Genomic DNA, 11,932 nt, shown 5'->3' with positions numbered 1-11,932 from the left:
CAATTCTTAATTATCCGACTAATGGTGACACAGAGGTATTGCATACTAGAGTGAATGAAAAAATGACATCCGCTATATTGCTTTTTGGGATTTCAGTAATTTTGATTTCATCTTATCTTGTATTTGATTCACAATTAAAATTTAATGCATTTGCTCAAATTCCTGGTGACCCTAATGCAGGTCCAATTCCCGAAGGCAACTTCACCATCACAAGTACTGGTCCAATTCCTGAGGACAATTCTACAGATCCAACTGCAATTACAAACCCCATGGATGGTATCCCAGATGCAAGCAGCATGAATCAGAACTACAGTAACACAATCCCATCAATTGACAACATGACAAGTCTTGGAAACATGGCAAGTCCAGACAACATGACAGATAATGTAAATATCGTAGGTCAAGACAACATGACAGGTCTTGGAAACATGAGCCCATCATCAAGTACTTACATGTCAACCAATAGTACATTCAGTAGATTGCCTCCACTTGAGCAAGTCAAATCAGGAGTTAGTCCAAAAGATGTTACATGCAAGCAGGGTTTTACCTTGATCATGAAAGCAGATGACGGATCACCAGCCTGTGTAGATCCCCAAGTCATGCAGATTCTAATCCAACGCGGATGGTAAATTTTCGCCATACAGACAAGATGTAATCATAAATAACGGGCAACATGTTTTACCCACTAGTCAAGAAACAAGATTTAGACCTGCATGGAATATGCCACTAATGAAAGGGACGTGATTCCCTTGTCTTGATTTACTTTTTTAGAATAAATGAATTTTATGGACTGGAATTCTCCTTACAACAATAATAAACTGACTTGGAAACCAGTCTGTTACAAGCACATGACGCCTTGTAACAATCCAACAGGATACACATTTTATGGTCTGATGTTTATTGAAATAGTGTCAGATAAAAAAAATGAAAGAAAATGGCGTGTGTTCTTTTCCATAGTTGTTGGTACAATAGGCTTTTGGCCTTTTCATTCTTGTGGATCCAAACCTGTTATTTTCAATGATGTTGACACCTAAAGATAAGTATGATTCATGCAATTCTGAATGGTGTTTTCAGGGTTACATCATTTTGATCGTAACATTTCTGATTTTTAGTTCTGAAAAAGACAAGATTCAAGAGTATTCCATCAGAATCATGGTTGCACTTGATTGCAGTATATTCCTAGTGCTTAATATTTTCAAGTCACATTATACATTATGACATCCATTCAAGATTTCCAAGACAATGCTAGGACAAAAAGATCCCTTGACATGCTTTTGATTGACAGAAGTAATGAATTTCATGAACTTGCAAGTGCCATAGAATACTCGACAAGACACAACAACTGGGAAGGGTTTATCCTGAAATTCTGTCTAGAGTTCAACGATTGTTTTAAAATGTGGTCAAACAGGAGCAATCACGAAGACCATCACATGGTACACAAGTGTATGACAATAATGAACCAAATCGGGCATGGAAGATCAAATATTACACAGATGGCCAAAATTCAGAACATGGCATACAGAATAGCCAAGGATTTCAATGTCATATATGACAGGCTATGACAGTATTTTGAGCTAGAATTAAAATAATTTTTCCTGGTTCTTACCATACCATGTAATTTCATCCAGTCCCATTGCAAGCCGTAGCTTGTTTGCAGTAACAGGTGAGAATCCTTCAAAATGATTGTTTGCCATTATCACCGCAAACGATATCTTGTTTTTTACATCATCTAGTTTTTCTGCCCATTTTTTTATAGATGTGACTCTATCTTTTTGAATGGTCCCAAACAAGCGTTCAGGAATTGTCCTGTCTCCAATCAGCCGGACATATACAAAGTCTGTTGTCACATTACATGGATTTATCACGCCCTGTACTTCATTCCATACAAGACAAACATTATTTCCTGAGAGAAATTTGTATGACTCGTCTGTAAACCACGAATGGTGTCTGCCTTCCACTGCGTAACGATAACCATTTGGAAGATGCTTTAACATTTTTTCAAGGTTTATCCTTGCTTCTGCAAATGACAACGATGGTGGAAGTTGTATTACAAGAATTTTCATTTTATGATCAAGATTTCGGATAGTGTTTAGAAATTGGTCCAAAATTGGCCCAGGCTTGAGTCGTGCATCGTGTGTTATTTGTTTTGGCATCTTGGCAGTAAAGATAAAATCATCAGGCGTTTCAGAGAACCATTTTTTTGTTGTGGACTGGGACGGAATATTGTAGAATGTTGAATTTATTTCGGTGATACCAAATGTCTTTGAATAATATTTTAGATAATCGGAGCTTGCCACAGCCTTTGGATAAAATGACCCAATCCAACCTTGATAGCTCCAGCCTGTACATCCAATTTGAATGTCCATCACACCATCAAAAAAACTGGAAGATATGAAGATATGTCGGTTTCTTTTGACCAACAAATGTTTGTTGAACCAGTCAGGGATTACAGAGTTTACACATGACATCATTCATGAACATTGTTAGGTAAGAGTTAAATGAAAAAAAACCAATGTATATCATGGTAAAAATATTCCTAATCATACTTGCTGCAAGTGTATGTGGTGCAATTGTCATATCTGTTGGCATGCTATCAGCATCAGGATGGAGTACTCCAGGCACATATACTGGAACAAGTGATGCATCAAGAGCACCCGCTAGTACAACAAATTGCTATTCATTTCAGACAGGATGCAATAGTACGTACAACATCATACCACAGAATGCTATGGACAGTGGAGCATATTTGGGTAGCAATTATCACTCATAAAATCCATTTTTCCTAAATTTTTGAATTGCAGCTTGTCAGTGTTTTTACTTTGTTTCGTAGAACAACAACAAGTGCAACTGAAATTATAGATATTATTCCAGCACTAGAAAATATTTGCATGTAAGACAGTGCCGATGGAAACACGCCTGATACATTAGGAATTGTTTGACTATACATCTGCTGAAACATACCTGCAACTGATGGTCCAAGTGATTGTCCTACAAGAATAAGTAATACAGACATGCCAAGCGATATCCCTTCAACTTTTGGCGGAGATGATACCAAGATTATATTAAATCCGCCTACAAATGCAAACGATAATCCTACAGATATTATACCAAGTGCTAAAGATATCATAAATTCAGTAGAGTGAAATGCCACTAACCCAAAAAATCCTATTGTGCACACAATGGTTCCAAGTGCAGTAAGCCTGAAATTTCCAACCTTTGATACTATAAAGCCTGATGCTGCAGAAACTGTTAGCGATATTATCATGAAGGGAAGCTGGACATTTGCTGTTGATATTGCATCTCCTCCAAAGCCTAATGGTTTTGGACTCTGTATCAATATAGGAATGGTCTGATATACCATGAATGTAGATATGCCTACAATCATCAATATCACATTAGTTGGCAGGAGTATTTTGTTTGCAAGAATATTGAGATCAATTAATGGGTGAGGCGTCCTTTTTTCCAGAGCAATAAATACGATCACAGATGCTGTAGATCCTGCAAAAAAGACAAGAGAATTCATGTTTCCAATTGCTATTTCTTCAAGATATGATACGCCCATCAGAAATAAAATCACCGTAACAGAAAGTGCGATTGCACCTTTGATGTCAAGACCATGATATTTCCCAGGATCTATTTTTGGAATACAAATAAATTTTGACATTATCACTGCGAGCATTATGGCAATTGGAAATACAGAAAAAAATGTTGCGTGCCATCCATAATTTGAGATGATTCTAGCACCGACAATTAGTCCAACCACAGAGCCCCCAAAAAATGTCGAGGTGAATATCCCTTGTGCAATTGCAAGCTTTTCTTTTGGGAAAATATCACGCACAATGCCAAATGCTATCGGGAACATGGAAATTCCAATACCTTGTGCGACTCTTGCAAATATCATAAAATAGAATGAATTTGCAAACCCGCCTCCCAGGATTCCTACAGCATATATCATCATCACAACAAGCAAAATCTTTTTTTTGCCGTACATGTCTGAGAGTTTGCCTGCAATTGGCGTCATCACCGCACCGGCAATAAGATATGAGGACAGGATCCAAGATGATGTGCTGTATGAAATACCAAAATCTTTTATAAAATTAGGAATTGCTGGCAATACCATTGTTTCGCCATACATTGTAACTAGAGCAAGGCTGCTGATTATCGCAAGTGACATCCATGCAGAAGTAGATATTGTAGTAACATGGCTGTCTGGTTTGTCATTGTCATCCATTAATCATCATCCCTTTTGCTTTCACAAGTCAGAAAATAACAGTATTGTTATCAATTGAGTGCATGTCAAGTAAAAAGATCGTTGCCAAGTGTTATGCCAGATTGCGGTTTTATGTTTTTTAAGAGCGATTTTTCTCAACCTTCTACGGTCCAAGTGCAAAACACATCTGCTTGTAAGAGCATGCTACAATCTACCCTAGATTTACAATGACTTGAATTTCTTTATTGCCTCTTTTGCCAATCTCTCTTTTTCTTCTTCGGATATTATAGTGGGATCTTCTGTGGCCAATACCCTGTTGTACTCCTCTTCAGTGTTTGATTTCATCTTCTTTTTTTCTTCCATGATACCATCAATTGTTTTCCACTATATCTATCAAGAGATCATTCCATCGTAGATTCATCAGCCACATAATGCTTCATTAACGAAATGATGTACGATGACGTACGAATGTTCTCATGTGAATAGTTTGTATGAATAAACCTCATTTTTTCATGTATAGACAATGCTTTTGTCCATATCTGTTTCATGGTAGACCTATCAATTGGCCACAAGGAATCGTTTGTTGTTACCATTATCCTGCCACCAGAATACTTGGCAGAAAATGACTTGGTCTGGGTTGTAAACTGTTTGGGCTCTGCAAGATCTACCACCATCATACCCCAAAACTCGTCAAACTTCACGGTATTGATACAGACAATCTTTGATTTAACTAGTTTCACCCTCTATTTTGTTGTTGCAGCAAAAACATGTGTAAACAGTTTTGGATTCTTTTATAGACTTGTCCATTGGCGAGCCGCACTTGTGACATTCCATGAAAATAACGTATATTTCATTCTACAATAAGATTATGTTTATTTTTTTTTCGAATTTTATAGTTTTTATTTCTTTTGGACAACACTTTAAAATCATGAAATTGTAAATAACTAATGAGCTCATTCGGTAAAAAAATGGTTCTAAATAAAATGTATGACCACTTTCTTCACATTGCTCCCCAGTATCGTGATCTACGAACAACAGATTTGGGTCCCATATTGTTTATCACAAACAAGTTGCAAGGCCTTCCAAAGATACATGCCGCAGACATTGGATGTGGGACAGGCAGATATAGCCTCAAGTTTGTGCAGCATCTTGGTGAAAAATGCCATCTTTTCTGCCTTGACAACAACAGAGAGATGTTAAGGTACCTACGAGAATATTTTATAAAAAATGGCAGCACAAATTTTACTCCAATTCGAAGCGACTCGCACAATATACCACTAAAGACAGACTCGCTTGACTGCGTCATGTCATTTAATGCAGTGCATCATTTTTCACTTCCAGATTTTTTAAGAGAGTCTTCACGGGTACTCAAAAACAATGGCAGGTTGTTTGTGTATACCAGATTGCGAGACCAAAACGCCAAGACTATTTGGGGAATGCATTTTCCCTCATTTAATAAAAAAGAAGACAGGTTATACGAATTAGATGAGCTAAAGTCGGCATTGGAAGAGGATAAGAACCTGAACATCGATTCTATCAAATTCTTTGAACACCATCGAGTATATCCACTGGAAAAACTAGTCGAACAGGTAAAAAATCATCACTATTCAACATTCAAGTTTTACAAAAAGCAAGAGTTCAAGGAAGCATTGCACAAGTTTGTCCAAAACATTTTGAACCATTATGATGACCTAGACAAGATAGCATGGAAAGATCATAATACGCTTCTTGTGATAAAAAACAGACAGTAAAATTCTGACAGATTATTTTAAATCTTGTCAAAACTATTCCTGGTCAATTCATGTCCTCTTAGGTACCTTGGTTCACTTGGATTATGTTTTTCTTTTTTGTTTACACGTGGGACAAATAGGACCATAGTCGAGGCTCTTACTAAAAATGACTTTTTTACAGTCAAGACAATAATAAATTGGCACGAGTATTCCCAAATTAGGGTGGCTTTAAGGAACAATTTTAGCATTTCATATGAGTTCTAGTCACATGACTGGCAACTATATACAGGACGAGAAAATAAAGATTATTTCAGGTATACAACATCAAACTCTAAACAACCCCAACTTCATGCAGAGTAATCAAGCCATTATCATCTACCAAGCCTTTGATTTCAGGTAATACTTTTTCGAGTTTTTGTAAATCGTCAATGACCTCGATAACAAGGGGCATGTTTATCGATATGCCTTCGATATGGGTATTAGAATCACCTCTTTTACCATATCCTCCCATGCCAGTCCATATGGTCGCACCAGATATTGATCCTTTTTTCAGTATCTCAAGTACCAGAGACTGGACACGTTTTCCCTTTACGGTGTCGTTCTTTTTTATTCTAATTACAAGCGACCACATCTTCATTGTTCTCATCTCAACCCTCCAAGTATTACGCTTGTCAAGGCTCTCCCTCCAAAGATTGCACCAAGTGACAAGCCAACATTTGCAATTACAGCGATTATCACCAGTGAATACTGTTTGGCATCCATTAGATTAACAGATTCTAAGGCAAAAGAAGACATTGTGGTAAGCCCCCCACAGAACCCCACTGCAATCAGCAAAGTATATTTTTCATCCAGGTTCCATTGTTGTGAAAGCATTGCAAATGAACCAAGTATGAAACTACCAACAACGTTTACAATCAAGACATTGACAGGCAATGCGCCAATCAATAACGGCGATTTCGTCACACCATACCGTAGAAAAACTCCAGCCAGTCCACCTGCTGCCAGAAATATTATTTCAATTCCTTTCATTGGTATGATCATTTTTCTTGATTGTTATAAGCATGTGGTATTGTAAATCATTTGTCATTCTCAAATCTGTCTGCCCAATGTTTTCGAGTTTCATATTGGAATGTTGGAGGCGGGCTTGTATCTTTTCCTCTTTTCATTGCACTCTTTGACACTCGGCTGCTCCACCAAAATATGCCTACAGCTATTACAACGGCAAATGCCGTCATAGAATAGATCACTTGTGCAGAATAGTTTCCTGTAGACGATATTCCACTACCTTGCGGTGGTTGAGGGCTAGCACCAAAGTATTCAATACCGCCTATGTTTGTCACTGCCACATAGCCATCAATTTGTATACTAGCAGAGCTTGCTCTCTCAGTATAGCTTACTGGATAATCAACATCTGATTTTAAATCTGAATTTTTGACAATTGGATACATGGTTCCCTCACTTATGTTGCTCTCACCAGTTGCGTATGTAGAGACAACTACTTTTTGTCCACGATATCCAAGATTACTTGAATCAACAATTGTATATGCAGGATCAAACAAGTGTTGCCATTTTGATATAGGATCACTCATTAGATCATTTGACGACATCAATGGAATCTCAAATAGGTTTTCCGCATTTGACCCTTTCAGTTTGTCATAAAGATCTGGAAGCTGTTTTTTGATAAAATCGATAGGCGAGTTTATGTCAAACGGTCCATAATTTGGAATATTAATCAACACAGGATCTTGTACTGTCAATCCTCTCCACTGAGTATCAAGTATGGCAGCACTATCACTAGTTGCGGGCCTTAACACATAGTTTGATATTGTTGGAACAAATATTATCTTGTAATCTATACGTGCTTGACTGTCACTTGGATACAGTGTCGCTTCATATGTAATGTCTACATCCGTAATATTTGAAGCACTCTTAAGGTTTCCAATAATTTCAGAATCAAGATTCCTGATAAGAGATGTTTTCATTGGATCAGATGGGTTAACATGAAATGTCATGGTAATATTTTTACCATTTAGCATGTTCTTGATTTCTCCACCTTGTGAATAATCAATCACGTATGTTCTTTCAAATTGAAATGTCGGTTTTGCGGTATGTGATGTAGTACTAAGTTGTGCAACAAAATCTACTGCATTGGCAGGAGATATGAATCCTGTAACTATGACAATTGCAAGTATTAGTAAATATGTCAGATTTTTGTACCGACCCAATTTTTGTTTTTTTGTGTTCATTTGTCTACCTATTTAATTGCCATTAGGTAGACATTATCAGCGCCATTCTTGGGCAGTTTAGGAGTTTATTCCAAGGCTAATGTCATAGCCTCTTTTAGATGTAGCACATGGTGTTTTTAAGTTTTATCATAATTACTGCGTTCATTATTCAATTTGAGAAACAAGTAAGACTCGGATAACAAAATGCATCCTTTCATTCTTCAAGGATTTTAAATTTGACATTTCCTATCATGTGATGCGGGCAGTGTATCATAATGGATACATCTAGTTACATCAAGACTGGAGAAAGCGATTTAGAGAAATTTCACAATGGAGATAATATTAGAAAGTAATGGATCCCTCTAAAGAATTTAGGCAGTAGTTGAATCTATCAGATTTTTGGGGTTTTTGTTAAACTTGCTTACAATGTACTGTATCTTGTCGTCTCCTTCCGGCATCGGATTTGCACACTTGCCGCATTTTGGCAGAACTACCACAGCATCATAGTCAATCTCGCCTATGAACCTGTCACATTTGGAACAATGGACGGATTTTTTATCGTAGATATTCATGACATAATATATGGTCGCCCACACTATTAAGGGTGATAGATATTTCCCGTCAAATGTAAAATAATTCAGATATCAACTTGTTGTTACAAACCGTTGACCTCATCCGTTAAATGTCAGATATGAAATAACATGTCATGTCATATTCTGACTGGATGCCATTTAACAAAGAAAACATAGGCAAGGTACCAATCAAAGCAGGAGTCTATTTTCTTGGCTCAGAACATGAAACGACATACATTGGTGCAAGCAACAACATACACGAAAGACTGGAAGAACACATGAATTCAACAGATGTATGTATCAAGGGTACAGTCTCATTTTGCTACCATGAAACCTTGTTCCCAGAGGCTGAAGAAGAGAAACAGTTAACAGCATTCCAGTACGAGCACGGAAGACTGCCAAAATGTAATAAATCAAAATAAAATAAACGTCTATACCATATGAACATCAATATAACAGTTCGAATCCAAATTGAGACTTGTTTTACCAACTAGACAATCTTAGATCCACTTAAAATACAATTTCCACGTATGTATATAGTGCAAGGTTCAAGCGCTCTGGATAAATATGATTTAAAGAAATCGCATCAAGCCCTAAAAATGCTCCTCATTGATAGAAGTAATGAATTTCGCATATTTGCCCAAGGTATAGGATATCCAATCAACACAAATAACTGGGAATTAATAGTCTTGAATTTTTGTCTGGATTTTGTTGATTGTTTTAATGTAATGTCTGGTGAAAATTCTCTTGATCACAACCAGATTCACAAATGTATGACGCTCATAAGACAAATTGCAAGAGGCAAGTCAAATATGACTGAAATGACACATATTGAGAATACCGCATATCTGATTGCAGAAGATTTCAAGTCAATTTACAAAAGAATGGAGTAAGACTGGATAGCAATACAATAGGAATTATCCGGTAATCCTCAGACTACCTTTTCACTGATCCGGCATAGGCGCGTCAGTGATTCATTCCGTTGGTTGCTACCCACCCAGTTATACACTTGATAAAATAAAAAGGTGATCGTTTTAGTTTTTGTCTCATACTAGGTTAATCGGTTATTTTCATTGAGATTGTGTGTGCCGTAAACCACGTGATGATAACGACATTTGATGGAATCCAACATTGCCATGACCTTCAGGCATGACAATCAATACTATCCAGAATGTAAGAAATTGTGTTTTAGACTATTTTGCAGCCTGTATTTTTGCCAGTTCTTCAGTAGCAATAGTCTTTTCAGATTCATACATGGTTCTTTGTAGATTACTAAGACTTTGATCTTTAAGCTTTGCATCTACCTGATTGATTCGTTCCTGGCAGAGTTGGATTGATTTATCCATTGCTTCTTTCTTGTTCACAGTCAATCTAAGATTAAATCAGTAATTTAGCAATATCTATTTACCATAGACACTATAGGTATCATAGATATCGCCAGATTCATCATCAAAAGTTGTTAAATTATAATTGATCAATCACTAGAATAATTTGGATTTAATCTTTAAAACTGATTACGTCATACACGAAAATCAAGTGTCAGAGATTACTCCCGAGCGATTACAGGCCCTAGCCCAACTTAATCGGCTAAACAACATTATCGCTCCCTCTATGTTTATTGTTTACAAATAAGCATAGAGTTGCTTTTTTTTAATTCAATTGCCCAGAGTTAAAAGTGATCAATGTTCAGACATGGATTCGTTTTTTGATATCAAGAAATTGGAGAAAGGATATTTGTGATAGTTTTCTCCTGTTTCTTCTCAGCATTACACAGAAAGCCTCCTCTCAAGAATTTCAGAGAGATCTGTTTCTTTTTGGTTTTATGAGTAATGTTACCAGTGGCACACCATATATCACAGCATTAAGACCATAGAACACAGTCCAGTGTAAACCAGTTTTAGACACACATTCATTCTTTTTGTAGTTTATATCAACCACGATGTGGTTTTGAGTAGATTCCTTGCAATCAAGACTGGCTAATGTGCCATACCAAAAATATGAGACTGGCATAAATGATACAGACAATGCTACAAGAACCAAGATTCGAATTTTTATTGATTTTGTATTTGGTGGCCACAAATTTGATTTCAGCTTCTGAACTCTTCTAGTTACACGTTTTTATTCATAAATGTTACATTTGAGTGCCTAGCGATTCATCCTAGAAACAATATCCGTATATCCCAGAATCACGTATTATACCCCATGTCTACACAGACAGATTCGTATAAGAGAGCAGGAAAACGACATGATGAGTATCTTCCCATAGGAGTAGCGCTGCTATTGGCAAGCTGCCTTGTGACGATATTTGTGATCAATCCACAAAGCGGTGGATACGCTGGAGGCTCCAATCAACTAGCATTTTGGGAAAGTGCAGGTATGATATGGGCAGGCGTGCTAATAGGATTCATAGCACTAATCTTCAGATCAGTCTAAAACAACAACCAAGAACAGAATGCAATATACCAGCATCGCTTGTGCAATTTTGTTGCCTTGTACATGCATTTTTTAAAAAATTAAAAAAATAATTTATGACACAAGTTGTCTTCCACATTTTGAGCATGTTACATGATACATTTCCATGTATACTTTCTGTTTTGTGTCAACCTTGACACATTGTTTCCCACCTTCTTTGCATAGATGACAAAATTCTTGTTCCATATGATATAATGGTGATTCAAAGATATAAGATTAGATCAAAAAATTTTAGTATATGCAGTTTTCATCGAGTTACAGCCAACAAGACTCAAAAATTTTTCCTACAATTGTCAAAACAGTATCAAAACTTGTGAAATCATTTAGTATATTTCTCTATAACAGCCTGTTCTCCAATATTGCGTATTTCACCCAGTAATTCTTCCAGAAGACTAAGACTTTGTAAGATAAGTGTATTCTTTAATTTTCCAGTTTCCATTTTATTTTTTAGTACCAGTTTTTCATTATATGCAAAACTTGAGAGGCTGATACTATCTTGCATATTCAAGCCCACGTAGAATTTCACATAGTCAGAAACAGTTCTGATACCCATGGTTAAAAGTGTGGTTTACCAGTATTTGATTCATGTTCAAAAAGAGACAGAATAGACCTGCAATCTGGCCATACAGGATTTTACTAGACACGATGTAAGATTGGAGGATCTGTTCCCAAAACAATGATTGGGCTCTGTAAGGTACACCTACTCGTGGAAATTATATAACC

Annotated in this window: 18 protein-coding genes and 1 riboswitch; of the genes, 7 read left to right on the top strand and 11 right to left on the bottom strand. The window is 36.7% G+C overall.

Translation table 11 applies throughout. The features are described 5' to 3' along the window. Positions 1 to 62 precede the first annotated feature (62 nt). Positions 63 to 629: a hypothetical protein gene (locus tag BQ3481_RS00950; RefSeq protein WP_157926547.1), complete on the top strand. Its 567-nt coding sequence runs from the start codon at positions 63 to 65 to the stop codon at positions 627 to 629. 585 nt (positions 630 to 1,214) lie between these two features. After that, the gene (locus BQ3481_RS00945; protein WP_157926546.1) at positions 1,215 to 1,562 is read left to right on the top strand and encodes a hypothetical protein; all 348 of its coding nucleotides are present in this window, start codon (positions 1,215 to 1,217) and stop codon (positions 1,560 to 1,562) included. A gap of 18 nt (positions 1,563 to 1,580) precedes the next feature. On the opposite strand, the gene BQ3481_RS00940 is transcribed toward BQ3481_RS00945, so the two are convergent. Continuing rightward, positions 1,581 to 2,366, bottom strand: coding sequence for a DUF72 domain-containing protein (locus BQ3481_RS00940; protein ID WP_157926545.1), 786 nt, complete (start codon positions 2,364 to 2,366; stop codon positions 1,581 to 1,583). Between the two features lie 155 nt (positions 2,367 to 2,521). On the opposite strand from BQ3481_RS00940, the gene BQ3481_RS00935 reads away from it, so the two are divergent. Further along, positions 2,522 to 2,770 (top strand): hypothetical protein, encoded by a 249-nt coding sequence (locus tag BQ3481_RS00935; RefSeq protein ID WP_157926544.1) that lies wholly within the window; start codon positions 2,522 to 2,524, stop codon positions 2,768 to 2,770. A 12-nt stretch (positions 2,771 to 2,782) separates the two neighbouring features. Here BQ3481_RS00935 and BQ3481_RS00930 read toward each other — a convergent pair whose 3' ends face one another. The 3 genes from BQ3481_RS00930 to BQ3481_RS00925 form a co-directional block, all read right to left on the bottom strand. After that, positions 2,783 to 4,231: an MFS transporter gene (locus tag BQ3481_RS00930; RefSeq protein WP_157926543.1), complete on the bottom strand. Its 1,449-nt coding sequence runs from the start codon at positions 4,229 to 4,231 to the stop codon at positions 2,783 to 2,785. A 201-nt stretch (positions 4,232 to 4,432) separates the two neighbouring features. Continuing rightward, positions 4,433 to 4,573: a hypothetical protein gene (locus BQ3481_RS11575; protein ID WP_173848059.1), complete on the bottom strand. Its 141-nt coding sequence runs from the start codon at positions 4,571 to 4,573 to the stop codon at positions 4,433 to 4,435. 38 nt (positions 4,574 to 4,611) lie between these two features. Then, positions 4,612 to 4,911: a hypothetical protein gene (locus BQ3481_RS00925; protein ID WP_157926542.1), complete on the bottom strand. Its 300-nt coding sequence runs from the start codon at positions 4,909 to 4,911 to the stop codon at positions 4,612 to 4,614. A 246-nt stretch (positions 4,912 to 5,157) separates the two neighbouring features. Here BQ3481_RS00925 and BQ3481_RS00920 point away from each other — a divergent pair, with 246 nt between their 5' ends. Further along, a complete protein-coding gene (locus BQ3481_RS00920; protein WP_157926541.1) occupies positions 5,158 to 5,961 on the top strand; it encodes a class I SAM-dependent methyltransferase in 804 nt (267 codons plus the stop codon). A gap of 310 nt (positions 5,962 to 6,271) precedes the next feature. Here BQ3481_RS00920 and BQ3481_RS00915 read toward each other — a convergent pair whose 3' ends face one another. The 4 genes from BQ3481_RS00915 to BQ3481_RS00900 all read right to left on the bottom strand — a co-directional run bounded on the left by BQ3481_RS00915 (position 6,272) and on the right by BQ3481_RS00900 (position 8,737). After that, positions 6,272 to 6,586: a DUF190 domain-containing protein gene (locus BQ3481_RS00915; RefSeq protein WP_157926540.1), complete on the bottom strand. Its 315-nt coding sequence runs from the start codon at positions 6,584 to 6,586 to the stop codon at positions 6,272 to 6,274. After that, positions 6,583 to 6,969: a fluoride efflux transporter CrcB gene (gene crcB / locus BQ3481_RS00910; protein WP_157926539.1), complete on the bottom strand. Its 387-nt coding sequence runs from the start codon at positions 6,967 to 6,969 to the stop codon at positions 6,583 to 6,585. Before crcB ends, BQ3481_RS00915 begins: the two co-directional genes overlap by 4 nt. Before the next feature lie 47 nt (positions 6,970 to 7,016). Then, positions 7,017 to 8,186 carry a hypothetical protein gene (locus BQ3481_RS00905; RefSeq protein ID WP_157926538.1) on the bottom strand — a complete coding sequence of 390 codons (1,170 nt, stop codon included), beginning with the start codon at positions 8,184 to 8,186 and terminating at the stop codon, positions 7,017 to 7,019. A gap of 20 nt (positions 8,187 to 8,206) precedes the next feature. Next, positions 8,207 to 8,285, bottom strand: a riboswitch (Fluoride riboswitch). Positions 8,286 to 8,536: 251 nt separating this feature from the next. Further along, entirely contained in the window at positions 8,537 to 8,737 is a 201-nt protein-coding gene (locus tag BQ3481_RS00900; protein ID WP_157926537.1) for a hypothetical protein, read from the bottom strand. 134 nt (positions 8,738 to 8,871) lie between these two features. Between BQ3481_RS00900 and BQ3481_RS00895 the strand changes: the two genes are divergently transcribed. Both BQ3481_RS00895 and BQ3481_RS00890 read left to right on the top strand, forming a co-directional pair. Beyond that, positions 8,872 to 9,159 (top strand): GIY-YIG nuclease family protein, encoded by a 288-nt coding sequence (locus tag BQ3481_RS00895; protein WP_157926536.1) that lies wholly within the window; start codon positions 8,872 to 8,874, stop codon positions 9,157 to 9,159. A 177-nt stretch (positions 9,160 to 9,336) separates the two neighbouring features. Continuing rightward, a complete protein-coding gene (locus BQ3481_RS00890; protein WP_157926535.1) occupies positions 9,337 to 9,630 on the top strand; it encodes a hypothetical protein in 294 nt (97 codons plus the stop codon). A gap of 300 nt (positions 9,631 to 9,930) precedes the next feature. Here the strand turns inward: BQ3481_RS00890 and BQ3481_RS00885 are convergent, their stop codons facing one another. Together BQ3481_RS00885 and BQ3481_RS00880 are read right to left on the bottom strand one after the other, a co-directional pair. After that, positions 9,931 to 10,101 carry a hypothetical protein gene (locus BQ3481_RS00885; protein ID WP_157926534.1) on the bottom strand — a complete coding sequence of 57 codons (171 nt, stop codon included), beginning with the start codon at positions 10,099 to 10,101 and terminating at the stop codon, positions 9,931 to 9,933. Positions 10,102 to 10,531: 430 nt separating this feature from the next. Continuing rightward, on the bottom strand, positions 10,532 to 10,816 hold the full coding sequence (locus tag BQ3481_RS00880) for a hypothetical protein (protein WP_157926533.1): 285 nt from the start codon (positions 10,814 to 10,816) through the stop codon (positions 10,532 to 10,534). 123 nt (positions 10,817 to 10,939) lie between these two features. On the opposite strand from BQ3481_RS00880, the gene BQ3481_RS00875 reads away from it, so the two are divergent. Next, positions 10,940 to 11,170, top strand: a complete 231-nt coding sequence (locus BQ3481_RS00875) for a hypothetical protein (protein WP_157926532.1) — start codon at positions 10,940 to 10,942, stop codon at positions 11,168 to 11,170. 358 nt (positions 11,171 to 11,528) lie between these two features. Here BQ3481_RS00875 and BQ3481_RS00870 read toward each other — a convergent pair whose 3' ends face one another. Beyond that, positions 11,529 to 11,762, bottom strand: a complete 234-nt coding sequence (locus BQ3481_RS00870) for a hypothetical protein (RefSeq protein WP_157926531.1) — start codon at positions 11,760 to 11,762, stop codon at positions 11,529 to 11,531. Between the last annotated feature and the right edge of the window lie 170 nt (positions 11,763 to 11,932).

Source organism: Candidatus Nitrosotalea okcheonensis (assembly GCF_900177045.1).
GTDB lineage: Archaea > Thermoproteota > Nitrososphaeria > Nitrososphaerales > Nitrosopumilaceae > Nitrosotalea > Nitrosotalea okcheonensis.
The sequence above is the reverse complement of the archived record's forward strand: the minus strand, read 5'-3'. Positions and strand labels throughout refer to the sequence as shown.